Here is a 20,897-nt window from a genome sequence, read left to right on the forward strand (position 1 = left end):
GGCGAGCACTGACGGGCCTTTCTTACCAGCGGGAATTTATGTGCCTTACATCTGAAGATTGTGTCTGAAGTTTGCGAAGTAACCCGACGGTCGGGGATAATGCGGCACTTTGCTATGGCGTCATCGACAAGGCCTTTGTCGTTCAGGGATTGCCAGTCGACAAGGACGCCCACAGGGGCCGGGAAGAGCTCTTAGCGTGACTCACTTCAGTATCGAACAATGGCGTGCCTGGGCCCCGGGTCTGGAAAGCGAGGACGACTGGCGCGCCTGGTGCAGGCAACCGTTCGCGCCTGCCGACCTCACTGTGCAACCCGATGTCTCCTTCCTTCCCGCCATGCAGCGGCGGCGCCTGTCGCGCCTCGCACGCATGGCGATGAGCGTCGCCTGGCCCCTGGCCGCCGAGGGCGAGCAACTGCCCATGGTGTTCGCCTCGCGCCACGGCGAAACGCCCCGCACCCTGGCCCTGCTGCAGGACCTGGCGCGCGGCGAGCCGCTGTCGCCCACCCAGTTCAGCCTTTCCGTGCACAACGCGATCATCGGCCAGTGGTCGATCCTGCGGGGTGATACCAGCGAGATGACCGCCCTGGCCGCCGAAGGCGACGGCCTGGAGCACGCGGCCCTGGAAGCCGCCGGCATGCTCGCCGAAGGCGCCCCGGCCGTGCTGCTGGTGGTGACCGAGGAGTGCCCACCGGACATCTACCGACCCTGGGTTGAGGATGTGCCCTTCCCCTACGCCGTCGCCCTGCGGCTCGCGCCCGGGGACCAGTGGCAGCTGAAGCTGTCCCCCGAAGCGCCGGAACAGGCGCTGGAACCCTGGCCCCATGCACTGGGCCTGCTGCAAGCACTGCTTAACGATCTGCCCCACCGTCAGCATCAATGGAAGAGCCGTAAATGGACCTGGCAACGCAACCGGCCCTGAACGCCCGCCCCAACGCCCCCTACTGGTGGCGCCTGATCGCCACCGCGCTGTCCTTCACCCTGTTCGGGGTCGGTGGCGTGCTGTTGCGCATCGTCGTATTCCCGCTGCTGTCGCTGCTGCCCGGCAGCGCCCTCGACCGCCGCCGCCGCGCCCGAGCCACCACCAGCCGGCTGTTCTGGCTGTTCGTGCAGTTCATGTACCGCAGCGGCGTGCTCACCTATGAAGTGGAAGGCGCCGAGCGCCTCGGTCGCCCCGGGCAGATGATCATCGCCAACCACCCCTCGCTGATCGACGTGGTGGTGCTGATCGCCCTGATCCGCGATGCCAACTGCGTGGTCAAGCAGAGCCTGTGGGACAACCCCTGCATGCGTGGCCCGATCCGCGCCGCCCAGTACATCAGCAACAGCGGCAGCATGGACATGCTCGACGAGGCCGCCGCCGCCCTGCAGGAAGGCCAGACCCTGATCGTCTTCCCCGAAGGCACCCGCACCACGCCGGGCCAGGCCCCGCAGTTCCATCGCGGCGCCGCCGCCATCGCCCTGCGCGGCGCGCGCATCGTCACCCCGGTGACCATCAGCGTGACCCCGACCACCCTGACCAAGGCCGAGCCCTGGTACAGCATCCCGGCGCGGCGCTTCCACTTCCACCTGCGCGTCGGTCACGACATCGACCCGCAGAGCTTCGCCGCACAGGGGCCGGCGCCGATCGCCTCGCGCCGCCTCAACGACCATCTGCATCAACACTTCATGAAGGAGCTCGGCCTGGATGAGCGCTCTGCAGCTTGAAATCAAGAACCTGATCATCGAGGCCCTGGGCCTCGAAGACATCGGCCCCGACGACATCGACGCCGAACAGACCCTGTTCGGCGAAGGCCTGGGCCTGGATTCGGTGGACGCCCTGGAACTGGGCCTGGCCATCCAGAAGCGCTTCGGCATCAAGATCGACGCCGATGCCAAGGACACCCGCAAACACTTTGCCAACGTGGCCAGCCTCGCGGCCTTCGTCTCGGCACAGAAAGCCGCTTGAGGAAAGACCGCGATGCAAACCCGTGACGAGATCTTCACCACCCTGCGCGACGCCCTGGTCGAACTCTTCGAGCTGGACCCGGCGCAGATCAGCCTGGAATCCAACCTCTACGAGGACCTGGAGATCGACAGCATCGACGCCGTGGACCTGATCGACCACATCAAGCGCCACACCGGCCGCAAGATCGCCGCCGAGGACTTCAAGGCCGTGCGCACCGTCAGCGACGTGGTCGAGGCCGTGCACCGCCTGGTGAACGAGCCCGCATGAGCCGCCTGATCGGGCTGCTGCTGGTGCTGGCCGGGCTGGGCTACCCCTTCGCCGTGTACTACGGCATGGAGCACCTGTCGCCGCGCCTGTTCGCCCTGCTGCTGGGCGGCCTCTGGCTGGCCCGCAGCCTCAGCGCCGCGCAACGCCCCGGCAACCGCTGGACGGCCATCGCCGCCCTGGGCTTCTGCCTGCTGCTGGGGCTGGTCAACCAGGCCGACCTGCTGCGCTGGTACCCGGTGCTGATGAGCGCCGTGCTGCTGGGCCTGTTCGGCGCCAGCCTGGTCCATGGCATGCCGCTGGTGGAACGCCTGGCGCGCCTGCGCGAGCCCGAGCTGCCCGAGGTGGCGGTGCGCTACACCCGCCGCGTCACTGCCGTCTGGGCACTGTTCTTCCTGGCCAACGGCCTGATGGCCGCCGCCCTCACCCTCTGGGCGCCGCTCAGCTGGTGGACCCTCTACACCGGCTTCATCGCCTACCTGCTGATGGGCCTGCTGTTCGCCGGCGAGTGGCTGGTGCGCCAGCGTGTGCGGAGGTTCGCGTGAACTGGATCGCCCCCCAGGACCTGCTACTCCACACCGCCGCGCACCGCCCGGTCACCCTCGCCCCGGCGCTGGACCAGGCCACCCTCGCCCAGCGCGCCTTGCGCCTGGCCGGTGCCTTCCAGGCCCGAGGCATCCAGCGCGTCGCCCTGTATCTGGAAGACGGCGCCGAGCTGGCCACCGCCCTGCTGGCCGCCTGGCGCGCCGGCATCGACGTGCTGCTGCCAGCCGACGCCCAGGCACAGACCCGCAAGCGTCTCGGCGAACACTGCGACCTCTGGCTCGACAACCTCGATGGCCTCGATGCCGAGCCCCTGGCCCCCACCACGCTGGACCTGGACGCCTGCCGCCTGGTGCTGTGCACCTCCGGCTCCAGCGGCGAAGCCAAGCTGATCGACAAGACCCTGCGCCAGCTGGCCAACGAGGTCGAAGCCCTGGAAGCGCTCTGGGGCGGCGACCTGGCCGGCGCCACCCTGGTGGCCAGCGTCTCCGCCCAGCACATCTACGGCCTGCTGTTCCGCGTGCTCTGGCCCCTGTGCGCCGGCCGCCCCTTCGTGCGCCGGGCCCAGCCCTTCGCCGAAGACATGCAGCAGGCCAGCCTGGAGGCCGGCGACTTCGCCTGGGTCGCCAGCCCCGCCCTGCTCAAGCGCATGGGCGACAACCTCGACTGGCCCGCCCTGGGTGGCGTACGCCGGGTGTTTTCCTCCGGCGGCGCCCTGCCCGCCGACGCCGCTGCCGAGCTGCAGCAGCGCCTCGGCCAGTGGCCCACGGAAATCTACGGCAGCTCCGAGACCGGCGGCATCGCCTGGCGCCAGGGCGGCGCCCTGTGGCAGCCCTTCGCCGGCGTCGAGCTGGGCCGGGACGAGGAAGGCGCACTGCACCTCGCCTCGCCCTACCTGCCCGCCGGCCACCGCGAGCAGACCGCCGATGCCGTGCGCATCGACGCCGACGGCCGCTTCGAACTGCTCGGCCGGCTCGACCGCATCGTCAAGCTGGAAGAGAAACGCATCTCCCTGCCCATGCTGGAACAGGCCCTGGGCGAACACCCCTGGGTGGCCGAAGCCCGCCTGGGCGTGGTGCAGGAAGGCCGCGCCTTCCTCGGCGCCCTCGTGGCCCTGAGTGCCGAGGGCATCCACGCCCTGCGCAACCAGGGCCGTCGCGCCGTCACCGAAACCCTGCGCCGCCACCTGGCCGGCCATTGCGAAGCCATCGCCCTGCCGCGCCGCTGGCGCCTGCTGCGCCAGTTGCCCTGGAGCAGCCAGGGCAAGCTGCCCCAGGCGCTGGTGGAAACCCTGGTCAGGGCGCCGCGCCCGAAAACGGTGGAGCCGCTGGCCAGCCGCGAAGCCGACGGCGAATGGCAGCTGGAGCTGGAGGTGCCGCTGGACCTGGCGCACTTCTCCGGCCACTTCCCGCGCACCCCGGTGTTGCCTGGCGTGGTGCAGATCGACTGGGCCCAGCAGCTGGCCCGCCAGCTCATGGACCTGCCGCCACGCTTCGCCGGCATGGAAGTGCTGAAGTTCCAGCAACTGGTACGCCCCGGCGATCGCCTGCAGCTGTCCCTGCGTTTCGACGCCGACAAGGGCAAGCTCTACTTCGCCTTCCGCAATGGCGAGGCCGCCTGCTCCTCCGGGCGCATCCTGCTGGTGGCCGCGCATGTTTAAGCCCTGCGCGGTGATCCCCGTCTACAACCACGAACACGCCCTGCCCCTGGTGGTGGACGCCCTGCGCCAGCGCGACCTGCCCTGCGTGCTGGTGGACGACGCCTCCAGCGCCGACTGCGCACGGGTGATGGACACGCTGGCCGCCCAGCCCGATGTCCACCTGGTGCGCCTGGCAGTGAACCAGGGCAAGGGCGGCGCGGTGATGGCCGGGCTGCGCGAGGCCGGGCGCCTGGGCTTCTCCCACGCGCTGCAGGTGGACGCCGACGGCCAGCACGACCTCGAAGACGTGCAGCGCTTCCTCGCCGCCGCCGAGTCCCGCCCCGCGGAGCTGGTGTGCGGCTACCCGCAATACGACGAGAGCGTGCCCAAAAGCCGTCTCTATGCCCGCTACCTGACCCACGTCTGGGTGTGGATCAACAGCCTGTCGCTGTCGATCCGCGACGGCATGTGCGGCTTCCGCGTCTACCCGCTGGCGCCGACCCTGGCGCTGATCGATTCCGCGAACCTGGGCAAGCGCATGGACTTCGACCCGGAGATCCTCGTGCGCCTGGCCTGGCGCAACCAGCCCATGCACTGGCTGCCGACCAAGGTGCACTACCCGCTGGACGGGCTCTCGCACTTCCGCCTGTTCCACGACAACGCGCTGATCTCCAAGATGCACGCCAAGCTGTTCTTCGGCATGCTCCTGCGCGCCCCGCTGATCCTCTGGCGCAGGTGCCGGCCATGAGCGAGGGGCACTGGGCACGCCAGGACGAACGCGGCAGCTTCCTGCTGATGAAGTTCACCGCCCTGGCGGTGCGCCACCTGGGCCGTCGTGTGCTCAGCCCGCTGCTCTACGTCATCGTCTTCTACTTCTTCCTCTTCGGCACCAAGGCCCGGCGCAGCGCCCGGCGCTACCAGGCCAACCTCGCCGCCTGGAGCGGTCGCCCGGAGCTGGCGCCGACCCTCCGTTCGGTGTTCGCCCAGTTCATGGCCTTCGCCGACGCCCTGCTGGACAAGCTCGACATCTGGCGCGGCAAGCTGCCCCTAGAACGCATCGAGCTGGTGGACCCGACCGGCCTGCGCCAGCAACTGCGCGGCGGGCGCGGCCAACTGCTGGTCGGCGCCCACCTGGGCAACCTGGAGGTGTGCCGCGCCCTGGCCGAGCTGGGCGAGAAGGTGCAGATGAACGTGCTGGTGCACACCCGCCACGCCGAGCGCTTCAACCGCCTGCTGGGTGAGGCCGGCGCGAGCCACCTGCGGCTGATCCAGGTCAGCGAGCTGGACCCGGCGATCATGCTGCAATTGAGCGAACGCCTGGAGCGCGGTGAATGGCTGGCCATCGCCGGCGACCGCGTGCCGCTGCACGGCGGGCGCACCACCCAGGTCGATTTCCTCGGCCACCCCGCCGCCTTCCCCCAGGGCCCCTGGCTGCTGGCCGGGCTGCTCAAGTGTCCGCTCAACCTGATGACCTGCCTGAAGATCGACGGCCGCTACAAGGTGTTCCTCGAACCCTTCGCAGACGCCGTGCAGTGGCGCCGTGGCGAACGTGACGCGGTGATCGAAGGCTGGGTCCAACGCTATGCCCAGCGCCTCGGCGAGCTGTGCCTGAAGGCGCCCGAGCAATGGTTCAACTTCTACCCGTTCTGGAACGAACATGACGACACATCAGCCTGAACCCGTGGTCTTCGGCGAGCTGCCGCTGACCATCGAGCAGGTCGTGGCCCTGTCCCAGCGCCGCGCCCCCTCCCTGTTGCAGGGCGACGCCGCCTGGCGCGAGCGCATCGCCAAGGGCGCGCGCTTCCTCGACACCCTGCTGGACAAGGAAGGCGTGATCTACGGCGTCACCACCGGCTATGGCGATTCCTGCGTGGTAGCCGTGCCGCTGGAGCAGGTCGAAGCCCTGCCGCGCCACCTGTTCACCTTCCACGGCTGCGGCCTGGGCAAGGTGCTGGACGAGGCCGCTACCCGCGCGGTGCTGGCGGCGCGCCTGCAGTCGCTGTGCCATGGCGTTTCCGGCGTGCGCGTCGAACTGCTGGAGCGCCTCCAGGCCTTCATCGACCAGGACGTGCTGCCGGTGATCCCGGAAGAGGGTTCGGTGGGTGCCAGTGGCGACCTCACCCCTCTGTCCTATGTCGCCGCGACCCTCTCCGGCCAGCGCGACGTGTTCTACAAGGGCCAGCGCCGCAGCGCCGCCGAGGTGCACGCCGAACTGGGCTGGCAGCCGCTGGTGCTGCGCCCCAAGGAAGCCCTGGCGCTGATGAACGGCACCGCCGTGATGACCGCCCTGGCCTGCCTGGCCTACGCCCGCGCCGACTACCTGCTGCAACTGGCCACGCGCATCACCGCGCTCAACGTAGTGGCACTGGAAGGCAACCCGGAGCACTTCGACGAGCGCCTGTTCGCCGCCAAGCCGCACCCGGGGCAGATGCAGGTGGCTGCCTGGCTGCGCCAGGACCTGGCCATCGACGCGCCGACGCCGCCGCTGCACCGCCTGCAGGACCGCTACTCGCTGCGCTGCGCGCCCCATGTGCTGGGCGTGCTGGCCGACAGCCTGGGCCTGCTGCGGCAGTTCATCGAGACCGAGCTGAACAGCGCCAACGACAACCCGCTGATCGATGCCGAGGCCGAACGCGTGCTTCACGGCGGGCACTTCTACGGCGGCCACATCGCCTTCGCCATGGACAGCCTGAAGAACCTGGTGGGCAACGTCGCCGACCTGCTCGACCGTCAGCTCGCCCTGCTGGTGGACGTGCGCTACAACCACGGCCTGCCGAGCAACCTATCCGGCGCGCCCCAGGCCACGGCCATGATCAACCACGGCTTCAAGGCGGTGCAGATCGGTGCCAGCGCCTGGACCGCCGAGGCGCTGAAGAACACGATGCCGGCCAGCGTCTTCTCGCGCTCCACCGAATGCCACAACCAGGACAAGGTGAGCATGGGCACCATCGCCGCCCGCGATGCCCTGCGCAGCCTGGAACTCACCGAACAGGTGGCCGCCGCCACCCTGCTGGCCGCCAACCAGGGCGTCTGGCTGCGCCAGCGCGAGAACCCGCGCGCGCTGCCCGAACCGCTGACCGCCATGCACCAGCAACTGGCCGGGGACTTCCCGCCGGTGATCGAGGACCGCGCCCTGGAAGGCGAGCTGCGCCTGTGCCTGGAGCGCATCCGCGCCCGCCACTGGAGGCTCTATGCGTAGCGCCGGGGTGATCCAGGCCGAGGTGGAAGTCCTCGTGCCCTTCTTCGACGTCGACATGATGGAAGTGGTCTGGCACGGCCACTACGTCAAGTACCTCGAAGTCGCCCGCTGCGCCCTGCTCGACAAGCTCGGCCACAACTACTCGCAGATGCGTGACGCCGGCTATGCCTGGCCGATCATCGACCTGCAGCTGCGCTACATCCGTGGCGCCCGCTTCGGCCAGACCATCGTCGTGCGCGCCGATCTGGTGGAGTGGGAGAACCGCCTGAAGATCAACTACCTGATCACCGACGCCGCCACCGGCGAACGCCTGACCCGGGGCAGCAGCGTGCAGGTGGCGGTGGAAATCGCCACCCGCGAGATGCTGCTGGCCTCGCCCAAGGTGTTCGTCGATGCCGTGGAGCGGGCACTGCCATGACCGCCCGCCTGCTGCGCGCCTTGCTGCTGGTGCCGGCCCTGCTGGCGGGCTCGCTCGCCCAGGCCTTCGACCTCGACCAGCTCGCCGCGCAACTGGGCAAGCCCGCCGTGGTGCGCGGCCCCTTCGTGCAGGAGAAACACCTGCGCGCCCTGCCCAGACCGCTGACCAGCGAAGGGCATTTCGTGCTCTCCCGCGAGCAGGGGCTGCTCTGGCTGCTGGAGAAGCCGCTGCAGCAGGACTACCGCATCGGCGCCGCCGGCATCGCCCGCCGCGTCGACGGCCACTGGCAGGCGCAGCCCGGCCAGGACGTCGCCGCCCAGCAGAGCCGCCTGTTCCTCGCCGTGCTCAAGGGCGACCACCAGGGCCTGGCCCGCGACTTCCAGCTGCAGCTCAGCGGCGACGCCGACCACTGGCAGCTGCAACTGACCCCGAATTCCCTGCTGCTCAAGCAGATCTTCAGCGCCATCCAGATCCAGGGCGGCGCCCTGGTGGAACGCATCGAGCTGCTGGAAACCCAAGGCGACAGCACCGTGCTGCGCCTGCCGGCAAGCCAGCCAGGCGACGCCCTCGATGCCGCGGAGGCACGCGACCTTGCGCCCTGAACGCCTGCTGCCGCGCCTGTTCCTGCTGGGCCTGGTGGCCCTGCTGGCGCTGGCCGCCTGGCAATGGCGCAACGGCCCGCCGGTGGCCGCCGACATGCTTGCCCTGCTGCCCCAAGGCGCCGGTGACGCCTGGGTGCAGCGCGCCGAGCAGCGCATGCAGGAACCGCTGAACCGCGAGGTATTGCTGCTGGTGGGCCACACCGACGCCGGGCGCGCCCAGGCCCTGGCCCGGCAGATTGCCGAACGCTGGCAGGGCGAACCGCGCTTCGAGCGCGTGCAGTGGAGCCTGCAGGCCGACCTGCCCGCCCTGCGCCAGCAACTGCAGGACAGCCGCCTGGCGCTGCTGCCCCGTGCCGACCGCCAGCTGCTGGAGCAGGCGCCCGAACGCTTCATCGCCCAGCGGGCCGAACGCCTCTTCGACCCCTTCTCCGCCGTCGCCCTGGTGCCTGCCGAGGACGACTGGCTGGGCATCGCCGGCCTCGCGCAGAAGGCCCTGGTGCCCGCCAGCCGTGTGCAAACGGACCTGGCCAGCGGCGCCCTGCAGGTGCAGGACGGCGACACCACCTGGGTGCTGCTGCGTGCCCGCACCCGGGAAGGTGCCTTCGATATGCAGGCGCCGCCCTGGCTCGCGGGCGAAGTGGCCGGCGCCCGCCAGGACATCGAAGCCGATGGCGGTCGCCTGCTCGCCGCCAGCGGCCTGCTCCACGCCGCCGCCGGCCAGGCCAAGGCCGCCCGCGAGATCAGCCTGATCGGCGGGGGCGCCAGCCTCGGCACCCTGCTGCTGATGCTGGTGGTATTCCGCCGCCCGCGCACCCTGCTCAGCCTGCTGCCGGTGGGCCTGGCCCTGGCCGCGGGCTGCACCGCCTGCGTGCTGGTGTTCGGCGAGATCAACGCGCTGACCCTGGTGCTCGGCGCCAGCCTCACCGGCGTCGCCGCCGACTACCCGCTGCACTACCTGAGCAAGAGCTGGACCGGCCAGCCCTGGCGCGCCTGGCAGGCGGTACGCGACACCCTGCCGGGGCTCAGCCTGAGCCTGGGCACCAACCTGATCGGCTACCTGGCCCTGGCCTTCACCCCCTTCCCGGCGCTGACCCAGATTGCGGTGTTCTCCGCCGCCGGCCTGGTCACCGCCTACCTCTGCTCGGTGTGCCTGCTGCCGGCGCTGCTGGGCAACCTGCGCCTGGCGCCGCCGACCGCGCCCCTGCGCCTGGCCGAGCGCCTGCTGGCCTGCCGCGAGCGCCTGCTGGCACGCACCGGCAGCCTGCCCTGGCTGCTGGCCCTGTTGGCCTTCTGCGCCACCGGCCTGTGGCAGGTGCAGCCGCAGAACGACCTGCGCCAGTGGCTCGGCGCCGAGCCGCGCCTGCTCGATGAGGCCCGCGAGATCGCCCGCCTCACCGGCCTGCAACCCACCAGCCAGTTCTTCCTGGTGCGGGGCGACAGCCAGGAGCAGATGCTCCAGCGCCAGGCCGCGCTGGCCGAGCGCCTCGACGCGGCGGTGGCCGATGGCAACCTGCAGGGCTACCGCGCCCTCAGCCAGCTGGTCAGCCCCGAGGCGGTACAGCAGGCACTGCGCGACGCGCTCGCACAGTTACCCCGGCACTGGCAGCCGTTGCTCGACCTGGGCATCCCCGCCGAGGTGCTGGAGAACGAGCTCAACCGGCTGCGCAGCCAAGCCCCGCAAACGCTGGATGCAGCCCTGGCCGGCCCCCTGGGCGAGGCCTGGCGCCCGCTCTGGCTCGGCAGTGACGACCAGGGCCGTGCCGCCGGCATCGTCAGCCTGCAAGGGCTGGCCTCCCCGGCGCTGATGGCCGATGCCGCGCGAGGCCTGGACGGTGTGCAACTGATCGACCGCATCGGCGAGCTCAACCAGCTGTTCGCCGCCACCCAGTTCAGCGCCGCCGAGCTCAAGCTGGCTTCCTGCGCGGCCATTCTCGTGCTGCTGTGCATCCCCTTCGGCCTCGGCGGCTCGCTGCGCATCGTCGCCCTGCCGCTGCTGGCGGCGCTGGCGTCCCTGGCCTGCCTCGGCTGGCTGGGCCAGCCGCTGACCCTGTTCAGCCTGTTCGGCCTGCTGCTGATCACCGCCATCGGCGTCGACTACGCCATCCTCATGCGCGAAGCGGTGGGCGGTGCGGCGGTGAGCCTGCTGGGCACCCTGCTGTCGGGCATGACCAGCTGGCTGTCGTTCGGCCTGCTGCTGCTCAGCCAGACCCCGGCCATCGCCAACTTCGGCCTGGCCATCAGCCTCGGCCTGTTCTTCTGCTTCCTGCTCGCCCCCTGGGCACAGGCCGCACAAGCCCATGGCAAGGAGGTGCCGACGTGAGCGTCATGCTGTTCTGGATCGGCCTGCTGGCGCTGTTCGCCCTGGCCACCTGGGGGGGCCGCAAGCTGGGCCTGATCCCCATCGTCAGCCAGCTGCTGCTGGCCAGTTTCGGCCTGCCGCTGGTGATGCTCTGGCTGGGCGCGCCCGTGGGCCTGGACAACGCCCAGGTGCTCGCCGCGCCCTGGCTGCAGTCGCTTTACGGAGTGGCCTTCACCCTGCTGCTGGGGCACATCCTCAGCGATGTGATCGACCTGCGCCTGCAGGCCTCCAGCGTGAAGATCGCCCTGCCGAGCTTCTTCCTGCCGTTCTTCTGCGGCCTGGGCTGTGCCCTCTGGCTGCTGCCGGCCAACGGCCTGCTCTCGGCCATCGCCGTGGGGCTGCTGTTCGCCCTGACGGCGATCCCCGTGCTGTTCCTCTACCTGCGCCACCTGGGCTACGACGAGGCGAGCATCCGTCGCCTGCTGCAGGCGGCGATCCTGATGGACCTGATGTGCTGGAGCATCTTCGGCCTGGCCCAGGGCAGCGCCGCGCCCACCACCCTGCTCTGGCCCCTGCTGGCGGCGCTGCTGCCGCTGGTGCTGTACCTGGCACGGGTGCGTGCGCCGCTGGTCTACAGCCTGGCCTTCTTCGCCCTGCTGCTGACCCTGCAGCAGCTCAAGCTCAACGCCCTGGTGTTCGGCATCGCCTACCTGCTGGTGATGGCGGCGCTGCGCCTGCCCTTCCGCCTGCCGCTGCCGGCCGGCATGTTCCACGCCGTGCAGGTGTGGCTGGCGGTGCCGCTGATCCTCGCCTTCGGCCTGCTGCAGATCGACTGGCACACGGCCTGGCAGAACTATTCCTGGCTGCAGTTCGGCGCCCTGCTGGTGCTGCCCATCGTCAGCAAGCTGGCGGGCAACTGGCTGGGCCTGTCCTGGGCCGAGGGCCGCCTGGCGGCCAGCCCGGTGAAGTGGCGCGAAACCGTGCTGCTGAACACCCGCGGCCTCACCGAAATCGTTTTTCTCAACCTTCTGTTCCAGCAGCACATCATCAGCGCGCAGCTGTACTTCGCGCTGATGCTGATGGGATTGATCGCCACCCTGTTGCCGGCCCTGACGCGCAGAGCGCACGCGCCCGCAGCCCCCGCCCCGGAAAGGAGTCCCCATGAAGCCCATTGAAATCCAGCAGCGTCAGGTCGTGGTCATCGGTGCAGGCCCTTCCGGCGCCATCGCCGCCGCCCTGCTCAAGCGCAAGGGCCACGATGTGCTGATCCTCGAGCGCCAGCGCTTCCCGCGCTTCTCCATCGGCGAGAGCCTGCTGTCCCATTGCCTGGACTTCATCGAGGAGGCGGGGATGCTCGAAGCGGTCATGGCCGCCGGCTTCCAGATCAAGCATGGCGCGGCCTTCGCCTGGGGCGAGCGCTACACCGATTTCGACTTCCGCGACAAATTCACCCCGGGCAAGGGCACCGTCTTCCAGGTGCAGCGGGCCAACTTCGACAAGCTGCTGGCCGACCAGGCCGCGCTGCAGGGCGTGGAAATCCGCTACGAGGAAGAGATAGTCGCCGCCGAGTTCGGGGGTGATTGCCCGCTGCTCACCGTGCGCCGCCTCGACGGCAGCGAGTACCAGGTGGAGACCGCCTTCGTCCTCGACGCCAGCGGCTACGGCCGGGTGCTGCCGCGCCTGCTGGACCTGGAAGCGCCCTCCAGCTTCCCGGTGCGCCAGGCGGTGTTCACCCACATCGAGGATCGCATCGACGATGCCGGCTTCGACCGCGAGAAGATCCTCATCAGCATCCACCCCGAGCACCGCGACATCTGGTTCTGGCTGATCCCCTTCAGCAACGGCCGCTGCTCCCTGGGCGTGGTGGGCGAGCCCAGCCACTATGCGGGCCGCCCCGAGGACCTGGACGCCTGCCTCAAGGGCTTCATCGCCGAGACGCCGAACCTGCGCCGCCTGCTGGCCAATGCCGTGTGGGACACCCCGGCCCGCGTCCTGGGCGGCTACTCGGCCAACGTCAAATCGCTGCACGGCCAGGGTTTCGCCCTGCTGGGTAACGCCGCCGAGTTCCTCGACCCGGTGTTCTCCTCCGGCGTGACCATCGCCATGCGTTCGGCGAGCATGGCCGCGGCCGTGCTCGACCGGCAGCTCAACGGCGAGACGCCGGACTGGGAAAGCGAGTTCTCCATCCCGCTGAAGAAGGGCGTGGACACCTTCCGCGCCTATGTCGAAGGCTGGTACCAAGGCAGCTTCCAGGACGTGATCTTCCACGCCGGCGGCTCGCCGGAAATCCGCGGGATGATCTGCTCGATCCTCGCGGGCTACGCCTGGGACGAGCGCAACCCCTTCGTCGCCGAGCCCAAGCGCCGGCTGCGGATGATCAGCGAATTCTGCGCCAGCGAATGAGGGAGCCGACCATGGAACGCGCCGCCGCCACCTACGTCGAGGAGACCCGCTTCGGCTTCTGGTTCCTGCAGAGCCACACCTGGCAGCACCACGTGCTGCGCGTGGCGATCAACGACCTCAAGGGCCTGTTCGCCGAGCCCCTGCCGGAAGCGCCGGTGCTGCTGGACGCCGGCTGTGGCCAAGGCAAGTCCTTCGGCCTGCTGAATGCGGCGTTCGCCCCCGCGCGGATGATCGGCCTCGACGCCGACCCGCACAGCCTCGACTGCTCCCGCGCCGAGGCCGAGCGCCTGGGCCTGGAAGTACAACTGGTGAGCAGCGACTGCGCCGAGATCGCCCTGCCGGACGCCAGCGTCGACCTCCTCTTCTGCCACCAGACCTTCCATCACCTGGTGGAGCAGGAACGCGCCCTGGCCGAGTTCTGGCGGGTGCTGAAACCGGGCGGCTACCTGCTGTTCGCCGAGTCCACCCGCTACTACATCGACACCTGGGTGATCCGCTGGCTGTTCCGCCACCCGATGCACGTGCAGCGCACCGCCGAGGAATACCTGGAGATGCTGCGCGGCCAGGGCTTCGCCTTCGAGCCGCGCAACGTCTCCTACCCCTACCTGTGGTGGAGCCGCTCCGCCGACTTCGGCCTGCTGGAGCGCTGGGGCCTGCGCAACCCGCCGCCACCCGGCCAGCGCAACGAGACCCTGGTCAACGCCGTGGCACGCAAGCCCCTGGAGAATGACGGCCGATGAGACGCCTGCTGCTCGCCGGCCTGTGCCTGCTGCTCGCCGCCTGCGCGGCGCGTACGCCGGTGCCCGAGCGGCCGCCGAGGCTGGAGCTGCCGCAGTCATTGCAGGTGCAGCGCCAGGCCGACGGCGAGGTGCGTGACTGGCTGCTGGTGGTGCAGGCCGAAGGGCCGGCGCTGCGCTGGTCGCTGTTCGACCCCCTGGGCGTGCCCCTGTCGCGCCAGCTGCTGCAGGACGGCAACTGGCGCAACGACGGCCTGCTGCCGCCCAACGACGAGGCCCGCGAACTCTTCGCCGCGCTGCTCTACGCCCTGGCCCCGGCCGAGGCGCTGCAACCGGCCTACGCGGGCATCGAGCAACGCATCGCCGAAGATGGCCGCCGCGAGCTGGCCGGCCGCTGGAGCATCGCCTACCGCGCGCCGCAGGACTTCGACCTGCAACGCCACGACGGCCCGCATTACCGAATCACCGCCCTCGACGAGGAACCCCGATGACCGCCAATCTCAATGCCCTGGGCCTGGTCTGCGCCCTGGGCCAGGGCAAGCAGGCAGTGGCCGACGCGCTGTTCGCCGGCGACGCCTCGGGCATGCGCCGCCAGGGTGGCTGGGTCGCCGAGCGCGAACTGAGCATCGGCGCCGTGCCCGGCGAATTGCCGGCCATGCCGGCTGGGCTGGAGGATTGCCAGAGCCGCAACAACCAGTTGCTGCTGGCCGCCGCCCTGGAGATCGAGCCGCAACTGCGCGCCGCCATCGAGCGCCATGGGCTGGACCGGGTGGGCATCGTCCTCGGCACCAGCACCTCGGGCATCCAGGAAGCCAGCGAAGGCATCGGCGAGCACCTGCGCAGCGGCACCCTGCCGGACGACTACCGCTACCCGCAGCAGGAACTGGCCGCACCAGCGGCCTTCCTCGCCGCCTGGCTGGGCACCCGCGGCCCGGCCTATTGCATCTCCACCGCCTGCACCTCCAGCGCCCGTGCCCTGATGAGCGCACGCCGGCTGCTGGCCCTGGGCGTGTGCGACGCGGTGATCTGCGGCGGCGTGGATTCCCTCTGCGGCCTGACCCTGAATGGTTTCAGCGCGCTGGAGGCGGTTTCCGCCGAGCCCTGCAACCCGCTGTCGCGCAACCGCAACGGCATCAATATCGGCGAGGGCGCGGCGCTGTTCCTGCTCGACCGCGAGCCGGGTCCCATCGCCCTGCTGGGTGCCGGCGCCTGCTCCGACGCGCACCACATCTCGGCCCCCGAACCCAGCGGCCTCGGCGCACAGCGCGCCATGCGCCAGGCCCTGGCCGACGCCGGCACCTGCGCCGAAGGCATCCACTACCTGAACCTGCATGGCACCGCCACGGTGCACAACGACGCCATGGAGAGCCAGGCCACCGCCGCGCTGTTCCCCTCCGGGCTGCCGGTGTCGTCCACCAAGCCACTGACCGGCCACACCCTGGGTGCCGCCGGCGCGCTGGAGGCCGCCTTCTGCTGGCTGGCCCTGAGCGAGCACAACCGCGACCGCCTGCTGCCGCCGCACCTCTGGGACGGCGAGGCCGATCCGGATCTGCCCGCTCTGGAGCTGGCGCACCGTGGCCGCGCCCTGGAGCCATCCTCGGGCCGCCGCCTGATGAGCAATTCCTTCGCCTTCGGCGGCAGCAACATCAGCCTGATCATCGGAGATGCGCCATGAACGACTGGCCGATTGCCGAGCTGGTCCCCCACGCCGGGGACATGATCCTCATCGACCGCGTGCTGCGCTTCGGCGACGAGGACGTGGAAACCCTGGTCACCGTGCGCCCCGGGCTGTTCAGCCAGGACGACGGCAGCCTGCCGGCCTGGGTCGGCGTCGAGCTGATGGCCCAGAGCATCGCCGCCTACGCCGGCTGCCAGGCGCGCCAGGCCGGGCAACCCGTGGAGCTGGGCTTCCTGCTCGGCACCCGCAACTTTCAATGCGACGTCGACCGCTTCCCGGCCGGCGTCGAGCTGCATATCCGCGCCACCCGGACGCTGCAGGACGACAACGGCATGGGCGTCTTCGAATGCCAGCTGGGCGGGCCCGGCATCGCTGCCTTCGCCCGTCTCAATGTCTTCCGCCCGCCGCAGGTGGCCAGTTACCTGGAGGAACCCCAACCATGAGCGAGACCATCCTGGTCACCGGCTCCAGCCGCGGCATCGGCCGCGCCATCGCCCTGCGCCTGGCGCGCGCCGGCTTCGACCTGGTGCTGCACTGCCGCTCGCGCCGCGATGAGGCCGAGGCGGTGAAAGCCGAGATCGAGGCCCTGGGCCGCCATGCCCGGGTGCTGCAGTTCGACGTGTCCGACCGCGCCGCCTGCCGCGAGCAGTTGGAGGGCGATGTCGAAGTCCACGGTGCCTACTACGGTGTGGTGTGCAATGCCGGCCTGACCCGCGACGGCGCCTTTCCGGCGCTGACCGAGGAGGACTGGGACAGCGTGCTGCGCACCAACCTGGACGGTTTCTACAATGTGCTGCACCCGCTGTGCATGCCGATGATCCGCCGCCGCAAGCCGGGCCGCATCGTGTGCATCACCTCGGTCTCGGGGCTGATCGGCAACCGTGGCCAGGTCAACTACAGCGCCTCCAAGGCCGGCGTGATCGGCGCCGCCAAGGCCCTGGCCATCGAGCTGGGCAAGCGCCGCATCACCGTCAACTGCGTGGCCCCGGGGCTGATCGACACCGAGATCCTCGACGAGCAGGTGCCGGTGGAGGAGATCCTCAAGATGATCCCGGCCCAGCGCATGGGCACGCCGGAGGAAGTGGCCGGCGCCGTGAATTTCCTGATGTCCGAGGAGGCGGGGTACATCACCCGCCAGGTCCTCGCTGTTAATGGTGGGTTGTGCTGATGAAACGCGTCGTCATTACCGGCATGGCCGGCGTCACCTCCCTGGGCAACGACTGGGCCGGCATCTCGGCCAACTTCCTGGGCAACCGCAGCGGCATCCGCCGCATGGATGAGTGGGACCGCTTCACCGAGCTGAACACCCGCCTGGCCGGGCCCATCGACGATTTCGCCACCCCCTCGCACTGGACCCGCAAGCAGATGCGCAGCATGGGCCGTGTTTCCAAGCTGGCGGTCTACGCGGCGGAGCGAGCGCTGGCCGATGCCGGGCTGAGTGGCGATGCAATGATCCAGGATGGGCGCATGGGCGTGGCCTGTGGCTCGTCCACCGGCAGCACCGACGAGATCAAGGCCTTCGGCAACATGTTGCTGAACTCGGTGGCGGACGGCCTCAACGCCAACTCCTACGTGCGCATGATGCCGCACACGGCGGCGGCCAATATCAGCATCTTCTTCGGCCTCAAGGGCCGCCTGATCCCCACCTCCAGCGCCTGCACCAGCGGCAGCCAGGGCATCGGCTATGCCTATGAGGCGATAAAGTTCGGCCGCCTGCCGATGATGCTCGCCGGTGGCGCCGAGGAGCTCTGCCCCACCGAGGCGATGGTGTTCGACGCGCTCTACGCCACCAGCCTGAAGAACGACGCCCCGCACACCTCACCGCGCCCCTATGACAGCGGCCGCGACGGCCTGGTGATCGGCGAAGGTGCCGGCATTTTGGTGCTTGAAGAACTGGAGCACGCCCTGGCCCGTGGCGCGAAGATCCACGCCGAGATCGTCGGCTTCGGCTGCAACTCCGACGGTCAGCACACCACCAAGCCGGAGCAGGCGACCATGCGCGGCGCCATGGAGCTGGCCCTGCAGGACGCCGGTCTGGCGCCCGAGGCCATCGGCTACGTCAACGGCCACGGCACCGCCACCGAGCAGGGCGACGTGGCGGAATCCCTGGCCACCAGCAGCCTGTTCGGCGCGCGCATGCCCATCAGCTCGCAGAAGAGCTTCCTTGGCCACACGCTGGGTGCCTGCGGCGCGCTGGAGTCCTGGTTCAGCATCGAGATGATGAACAGCGACCAGTACATCCACACCCTCAACCTGGATGCCGTGGACCCGGCCTGCGGCGAGCTCGACTACCTGCGCGGCGAGCCCCGGCAGATGAGCAACGAGTACGTGATGAACAACAACTTCGCCTTCGGTGGGGTCAACACCTCATTGATCTTCCGTCGCTGGCGCTGAGCAGAAAACAACCGATATCCCAACAAGACCGTCAAGGAGACACCATGAGCCTCAAGACCTGGACCGCTGTTGCTGTACTGTCCGCCGCTGTTCTGCCCGGTATCAGCCAGGCCCGCGATACCGTGCATTACCTCGACTTCAACACCGTGGTCACCGAGGCCGTGCAAGCGGGTCGCCTGGATGGCAGCGTGAAGTTCTACCTGGCCGGCAACACCCCGGCCGGCAAGGTGACGGTGATCAACCCCAACATCACCACCAACCAGAAGACCAACGCCTTCAACAAGAGCGACGAGGAAGCCTGCCGCTGGGTACTGCAGTCCGCCCTGATCCGCCTGCAGGACGCGGCCAAGGCGGCCGGCGCCAACGCGGTGGTGGACATCGCCAGCAACTACAAGCGCAAGGAATACAAGGACGCCGCCAAGTATGAGTGCCACGCCGGTGCCTTCGTCGCCGGCGTAGCCCTCAAGGGCGCCATCGCCAACGTCAAGTAAGGCGTTGCAGCTGTTGGGGAAGGCCGCGCAAGCGGCCTTTTTCATGGGCGCGGGAAATGCCCTGAACGAATTAGCCGACCTAAAAGTCAACTCAATCGAGACCGACCCAGCCCTCGAGGAGACCCGGCATGCCCCAGCAGACATTCACCCTTCACTACCGCTTCCACAACGAATCGCGACACCATGAATTGGAGCTGGACCAGCGGCCCGACCCCGGCGAAGCCGCCATGCACCTGCTGGTGCTGCACTTCGCCGACGCCGAGAACAGCCTGGTGATGCCGCCGGCGGACGCCACCGAGGAAGAGGTGATCCAGCAGGCCGAGCTGCTGGGGATAAGCGATATCCGCCTTTCCTGAGCACTCCGGAGATAGGCGCTCCTTGTCGATGAACGGCGCAGATGACATCAAATTGCCACCTTCGTATAGTGCCGCTGCCCACGCGCAACGCGAAAAGCCATCAGGGCCCGGGCATACGCCAAGACGACAAGGAGCTGATCTTGCGCAACTTCCAAAGGAACCTGTTTCTCTCGTTCGCCCTCTCCACCACGCTGCTTTCCGGGTGCGCCAGCATCGTCAGTGACAGCGCCTATCCGGTATCGGTGAGCAGCACGCCGGTGGGGGCGAATTTCGAGATCAAGGACAGCACGGGGAACGTCATCCACAGCGGCACCACGCCGGGGACGGTGACGCTGAAGTCCGGCCGCGGCTACTTCAAGAAGGCCAACTACACCATCGCCTTCAAGAAGGAAGGCTTCGCCGACCAGGAGATCAAGCTGAATTCGAGCCTCAACGGCTGGTACTGGGGCAACCTGCTGTTCGGCGGCCTGATCGGCATGCTGATCGTCGACCCACTGACCGGCGCGATGTACAAGCTGCCGGAAAACACCGCGGCGGACCTGGGCAACCAGTTGGTCGGCCAGGCCGGCGGCAAGGACCTGACGCTGCTCACCATCGACCAGATCCCCGAGGACCGCAGGGCGGAACTGATCAAGGTGAACTGAGAAAGGAAAAAGGCCGCATCAGCGGCCTTTTTCATGGGCGAGTGCCACTCAGCGGTGGTACTGCGCCGACAGCTCGTGGACGGCCTCGAAGAAGGCGCCGGCGTTGGCCGGGTCGACTTCCGGGGTGACGCCGTGGCCGAGGTTGAACACCTGGCCGCTGCCCTGGCCGTAGGCTGCGAGGATGCGCCCCACCTCGGCGCGGATGGCGGCGGGGTTGGCGTAGAGCACGGCCGGGTCCATGTTGCCCTGCAGGGCGACCTTGGAACCGACGCGGGCGCGGGCGCTGCCAATGTCGCAGGTCCAGTCCAGGCCCAGGGCCTCGGCGCCGCTGTCAGCCATGGATTCCAGCCACAGGCCGCCGCCCTTGGTGAACAGGATCACCGGGACGCGACGCCCGTCATGCTCGCGGATCAGCCCATCGATGATCTGCTTCATGTAGGCCAGGGAGAACTCCTGGTAGGCCGCCGCCGAGAGGCTGCCGCCCCAGGAGTCGAAGATCTGCACCGCCTGGGCGCCAGCGAGGATCTGCCCGTTGAGGTAGGCGATGATCGATTTCGCCAGCTTGTCGAGCAGGGCGTGCATGGCCTGGGGATCGTTGTAGAGCATGGCCTTGGACTTGCGGAAGTCCTTGCTGGAGCCGCCTTCGACCATGTAGGTGGCCAGGGTCCAGGGGCTGCCGGTGAAGCCGATCAGCGGCACGCGGCCGTTGAGCTCGCGGCGGATGTTGCGCACGGCGTCCATCACGTAGCCCAGGTCCTGCTCGGGATCGGGGATCGGCAGGGCCTCGACGTCGGCCAGGCTGCTGACCACCTTCTTGAAGCGCGGGCCTTCGCCGGTCTCGAAGTACAGGCCCTGGCCCATGGCGTCGGGGATGGTGAGGATGTCGGAGAAAAGGATCGCCGCGTCCAGTTGCGGGTAGCGGTCCAGCGGCTGGATGGTGACTTCGCAGGCCAGCTCGGGGTTCTTCATCAGGCTGACGAAGTCACCGGCCTTGGCGCGGGTGGCCCGGTATTCCGGCAGGTAACGACCGGCCTGGCGCATCATCCAGACGGGGGTGACATCGACGGGCTGCTTGAGCAGGGCGCGGAGGAAACGGTCGTTCTTCAAGACGGTCATGGCAGTGTCCAACGAAAAAGTGCGGGCATTTTCGCAAAGCCCAACGCAAAAGGCACGGTGGGTGCCGTGCCTTTTGTCTATAGCGACAGAATGTCGCGGCGAGGAGCTACAAGCTACAAGCCCGAGTTGAAGCGGGCGCCACTTGCAGCTTGAAGCTTGCCGCTTATGA

24 protein-coding genes are annotated in these 20,897 nt (G+C 69.0%); 23 read left to right on the forward strand and 1 reads right to left on the reverse strand.

Annotated features, from left to right (window positions below):
- Positions 1-196: 196 nt before the first annotated feature.
- The 23 genes from PSm6_RS07680 to PSm6_RS07790 all read left to right on the forward strand — a co-directional run bounded on the left by PSm6_RS07680 (position 197) and on the right by PSm6_RS07790 (position 19,612).
- On the forward strand, positions 197-919 hold the full coding sequence (locus PSm6_RS07680; RefSeq protein WP_265169963.1) for a beta-ketoacyl synthase chain length factor: 723 nt from the start codon (positions 197-199) through the stop codon (positions 917-919).
- The gene (locus PSm6_RS07685; RefSeq protein WP_265169965.1) at positions 892-1,704 is read left to right on the forward strand and encodes a lysophospholipid acyltransferase family protein; all 813 of its coding nucleotides are present in this window, start codon (positions 892-894) and stop codon (positions 1,702-1,704) included. The genes PSm6_RS07680 and PSm6_RS07685 overlap by 28 nt, the downstream gene beginning before the upstream one ends.
- Positions 1,685-1,945: a phosphopantetheine-binding protein gene (locus tag PSm6_RS07690; protein ID WP_021219835.1), complete on the forward strand. Its 261-nt coding sequence runs from the start codon at positions 1,685-1,687 to the stop codon at positions 1,943-1,945. The genes PSm6_RS07685 and PSm6_RS07690 overlap by 20 nt, the downstream gene beginning before the upstream one ends.
- Positions 1,946-1,957: 12 nt before the next feature.
- Complete coding sequence (locus tag PSm6_RS07695; RefSeq protein WP_021219836.1) at positions 1,958-2,212, forward strand: acyl carrier protein; 255 nt, start codon at positions 1,958-1,960, stop codon at positions 2,210-2,212.
- Positions 2,209-2,754 carry a COG4648 family protein gene (locus PSm6_RS07700; RefSeq protein WP_021219837.1) on the forward strand — a complete coding sequence of 182 codons (546 nt, stop codon included), beginning with the start codon at positions 2,209-2,211 and terminating at the stop codon, positions 2,752-2,754. Before PSm6_RS07695 ends, PSm6_RS07700 begins: the two co-directional genes overlap by 4 nt.
- A complete protein-coding gene (locus PSm6_RS07705; RefSeq protein WP_265169970.1) occupies positions 2,751-4,412 on the forward strand; it encodes an acyl-CoA synthetase family protein in 1,662 nt (553 codons plus the stop codon). Before PSm6_RS07700 ends, PSm6_RS07705 begins: the two co-directional genes overlap by 4 nt.
- Entirely contained in the window at positions 4,405-5,139 is a 735-nt protein-coding gene (locus tag PSm6_RS07710) for a glycosyltransferase family 2 protein (protein ID WP_265169972.1), read from the forward strand. The genes PSm6_RS07705 and PSm6_RS07710 overlap by 8 nt, the downstream gene beginning before the upstream one ends.
- A complete protein-coding gene (locus tag PSm6_RS07715) occupies positions 5,136-6,068 on the forward strand; it encodes a lysophospholipid acyltransferase family protein (RefSeq protein ID WP_265169974.1) in 933 nt (310 codons plus the stop codon). Before PSm6_RS07710 ends, PSm6_RS07715 begins: the two co-directional genes overlap by 4 nt.
- The gene (locus PSm6_RS07720) at positions 6,049-7,590 is read left to right on the forward strand and encodes an HAL/PAL/TAL family ammonia-lyase (RefSeq protein WP_031288416.1); all 1,542 of its coding nucleotides are present in this window, start codon (positions 6,049-6,051) and stop codon (positions 7,588-7,590) included. The genes PSm6_RS07715 and PSm6_RS07720 overlap by 20 nt, the downstream gene beginning before the upstream one ends.
- Positions 7,583-8,008 carry an acyl-CoA thioesterase gene (locus PSm6_RS07725; RefSeq protein ID WP_184490606.1) on the forward strand — a complete coding sequence of 142 codons (426 nt, stop codon included), beginning with the start codon at positions 7,583-7,585 and terminating at the stop codon, positions 8,006-8,008. Before PSm6_RS07720 ends, PSm6_RS07725 begins: the two co-directional genes overlap by 8 nt.
- On the forward strand, positions 8,005-8,610 hold the full coding sequence (locus tag PSm6_RS07730) for an outer membrane lipoprotein carrier protein LolA (RefSeq protein WP_265169975.1): 606 nt from the start codon (positions 8,005-8,007) through the stop codon (positions 8,608-8,610). Before PSm6_RS07725 ends, PSm6_RS07730 begins: the two co-directional genes overlap by 4 nt.
- A complete protein-coding gene (locus tag PSm6_RS07735) occupies positions 8,579-10,930 on the forward strand; it encodes an MMPL family transporter (RefSeq protein WP_265169977.1) in 2,352 nt (783 codons plus the stop codon). The genes PSm6_RS07730 and PSm6_RS07735 overlap by 32 nt, the downstream gene beginning before the upstream one ends.
- Complete coding sequence (locus PSm6_RS07740) at positions 10,927-12,084, forward strand: cation:proton antiporter (RefSeq protein WP_265169978.1); 1,158 nt, start codon at positions 10,927-10,929, stop codon at positions 12,082-12,084. Before PSm6_RS07735 ends, PSm6_RS07740 begins: the two co-directional genes overlap by 4 nt.
- Complete coding sequence (locus tag PSm6_RS07745; RefSeq protein WP_021221325.1) at positions 12,071-13,312, forward strand: NAD(P)/FAD-dependent oxidoreductase; 1,242 nt, start codon at positions 12,071-12,073, stop codon at positions 13,310-13,312. Before PSm6_RS07740 ends, PSm6_RS07745 begins: the two co-directional genes overlap by 14 nt.
- A gap of 11 nt (positions 13,313-13,323) precedes the next feature.
- Positions 13,324-14,052 carry a class I SAM-dependent methyltransferase gene (locus PSm6_RS07750; RefSeq protein WP_265169979.1) on the forward strand — a complete coding sequence of 243 codons (729 nt, stop codon included), beginning with the start codon at positions 13,324-13,326 and terminating at the stop codon, positions 14,050-14,052.
- Positions 14,049-14,540 carry a DUF3261 domain-containing protein gene (locus PSm6_RS07755; protein WP_265169981.1) on the forward strand — a complete coding sequence of 164 codons (492 nt, stop codon included), beginning with the start codon at positions 14,049-14,051 and terminating at the stop codon, positions 14,538-14,540. Before PSm6_RS07750 ends, PSm6_RS07755 begins: the two co-directional genes overlap by 4 nt.
- Positions 14,537-15,724, forward strand: coding sequence for a beta-ketoacyl-[acyl-carrier-protein] synthase family protein (locus tag PSm6_RS07760; RefSeq protein WP_265169982.1), 1,188 nt, complete (start codon positions 14,537-14,539; stop codon positions 15,722-15,724). The genes PSm6_RS07755 and PSm6_RS07760 overlap by 4 nt, the downstream gene beginning before the upstream one ends.
- Positions 15,721-16,170: a hotdog family protein gene (locus PSm6_RS07765; RefSeq protein ID WP_265169983.1), complete on the forward strand. Its 450-nt coding sequence runs from the start codon at positions 15,721-15,723 to the stop codon at positions 16,168-16,170. The genes PSm6_RS07760 and PSm6_RS07765 overlap by 4 nt, the downstream gene beginning before the upstream one ends.
- Positions 16,167-16,895 carry a 3-oxoacyl-ACP reductase FabG gene (fabG, locus tag PSm6_RS07770; RefSeq protein ID WP_021221330.1) on the forward strand — a complete coding sequence of 243 codons (729 nt, stop codon included), beginning with the start codon at positions 16,167-16,169 and terminating at the stop codon, positions 16,893-16,895. The genes PSm6_RS07765 and fabG overlap by 4 nt, the downstream gene beginning before the upstream one ends.
- Positions 16,895-18,121: a beta-ketoacyl-ACP synthase gene (locus tag PSm6_RS07775; protein ID WP_043246357.1), complete on the forward strand. Its 1,227-nt coding sequence runs from the start codon at positions 16,895-16,897 to the stop codon at positions 18,119-18,121. Before fabG ends, PSm6_RS07775 begins: the two co-directional genes overlap by 1 nt.
- 44 nt (positions 18,122-18,165) lie before the next feature.
- Complete coding sequence (locus PSm6_RS07780) at positions 18,166-18,612, forward strand: hypothetical protein (RefSeq protein ID WP_043246358.1); 447 nt, start codon at positions 18,166-18,168, stop codon at positions 18,610-18,612.
- A gap of 128 nt (positions 18,613-18,740) precedes the next feature.
- On the forward strand, positions 18,741-18,968 hold the full coding sequence (locus PSm6_RS07785; protein ID WP_021221333.1) for a hypothetical protein: 228 nt from the start codon (positions 18,741-18,743) through the stop codon (positions 18,966-18,968).
- Positions 18,969-19,108: 140 nt separating this feature from the next.
- Positions 19,109-19,612 (forward strand): hypothetical protein, encoded by a 504-nt coding sequence (locus PSm6_RS07790; protein WP_021221334.1) that lies wholly within the window; start codon positions 19,109-19,111, stop codon positions 19,610-19,612.
- A gap of 48 nt (positions 19,613-19,660) precedes the next feature.
- On the opposite strand, the gene hemE is transcribed toward PSm6_RS07790, so the two are convergent.
- Positions 19,661-20,728 carry a uroporphyrinogen decarboxylase gene (gene hemE / locus PSm6_RS07795; protein WP_021221335.1) on the reverse strand — a complete coding sequence of 356 codons (1,068 nt, stop codon included), beginning with the start codon at positions 20,726-20,728 and terminating at the stop codon, positions 19,661-19,663.
- Between the last annotated feature and the right edge of the window lie 169 nt (positions 20,729-20,897).

The sequence above is a fragment of the Pseudomonas solani genome (assembly GCF_026072635.1).
GTDB classification, from domain to species: domain Bacteria; phylum Pseudomonadota; class Gammaproteobacteria; order Pseudomonadales; family Pseudomonadaceae; genus Metapseudomonas; species Metapseudomonas solani.

Excerpts from the sequence above, each read along its gene's own strand:
- PSm6_RS07685 (WP_265169965.1), top strand. The coding sequence starts at position 892 with ATGGACCTGGCAACGCAACCGGCCCTGAACGCCCGCCCCAACGCCCCC.
- PSm6_RS07690 (WP_021219835.1), top strand. The coding sequence starts at position 1,685 with ATGAGCGCTCTGCAGCTTGAAATCAAGAACCTGATCATCGAGGCCCTG.
- PSm6_RS07695 (WP_021219836.1), top strand. The coding sequence starts at position 1,958 with ATGCAAACCCGTGACGAGATCTTCACCACCCTGCGCGACGCCCTGGTC.
- PSm6_RS07700 (WP_021219837.1), top strand. The coding sequence starts at position 2,209 with ATGAGCCGCCTGATCGGGCTGCTGCTGGTGCTGGCCGGGCTGGGCTAC.
- PSm6_RS07710 (WP_265169972.1), top strand. The coding sequence starts at position 4,405 with ATGTTTAAGCCCTGCGCGGTGATCCCCGTCTACAACCACGAACACGCC.
- PSm6_RS07715 (WP_265169974.1), top strand. The coding sequence starts at position 5,136 with ATGAGCGAGGGGCACTGGGCACGCCAGGACGAACGCGGCAGCTTCCTG.
- PSm6_RS07720 (WP_031288416.1), top strand. The coding sequence starts at position 6,049 with ATGACGACACATCAGCCTGAACCCGTGGTCTTCGGCGAGCTGCCGCTG.
- PSm6_RS07725 (WP_184490606.1), top strand. The coding sequence starts at position 7,583 with ATGCGTAGCGCCGGGGTGATCCAGGCCGAGGTGGAAGTCCTCGTGCCC.
- PSm6_RS07730 (WP_265169975.1), top strand. The coding sequence starts at position 8,005 with ATGACCGCCCGCCTGCTGCGCGCCTTGCTGCTGGTGCCGGCCCTGCTG.
- PSm6_RS07735 (WP_265169977.1), top strand. The coding sequence starts at position 8,579 with ATGCCGCGGAGGCACGCGACCTTGCGCCCTGAACGCCTGCTGCCGCGC.
- PSm6_RS07745 (WP_021221325.1), top strand. The coding sequence starts at position 12,071 with ATGAAGCCCATTGAAATCCAGCAGCGTCAGGTCGTGGTCATCGGTGCA.
- PSm6_RS07750 (WP_265169979.1), top strand. The coding sequence starts at position 13,324 with ATGGAACGCGCCGCCGCCACCTACGTCGAGGAGACCCGCTTCGGCTTC.
- PSm6_RS07755 (WP_265169981.1), top strand. The coding sequence starts at position 14,049 with ATGAGACGCCTGCTGCTCGCCGGCCTGTGCCTGCTGCTCGCCGCCTGC.
- PSm6_RS07760 (WP_265169982.1), top strand. The coding sequence starts at position 14,537 with ATGACCGCCAATCTCAATGCCCTGGGCCTGGTCTGCGCCCTGGGCCAG.
- PSm6_RS07765 (WP_265169983.1), top strand. The coding sequence starts at position 15,721 with ATGAACGACTGGCCGATTGCCGAGCTGGTCCCCCACGCCGGGGACATG.
- fabG (WP_021221330.1), top strand. The coding sequence starts at position 16,167 with ATGAGCGAGACCATCCTGGTCACCGGCTCCAGCCGCGGCATCGGCCGC.
- PSm6_RS07775 (WP_043246357.1), top strand. The coding sequence starts at position 16,895 with ATGAAACGCGTCGTCATTACCGGCATGGCCGGCGTCACCTCCCTGGGC.
- PSm6_RS07780 (WP_043246358.1), top strand. The coding sequence starts at position 18,166 with ATGAGCCTCAAGACCTGGACCGCTGTTGCTGTACTGTCCGCCGCTGTT.
- PSm6_RS07785 (WP_021221333.1), top strand. The coding sequence starts at position 18,741 with ATGCCCCAGCAGACATTCACCCTTCACTACCGCTTCCACAACGAATCG.
- hemE (WP_021221335.1), bottom strand. The coding sequence starts at position 20,728 with ATGACCGTCTTGAAGAACGACCGTTTCCTCCGCGCCCTGCTCAAGCAG.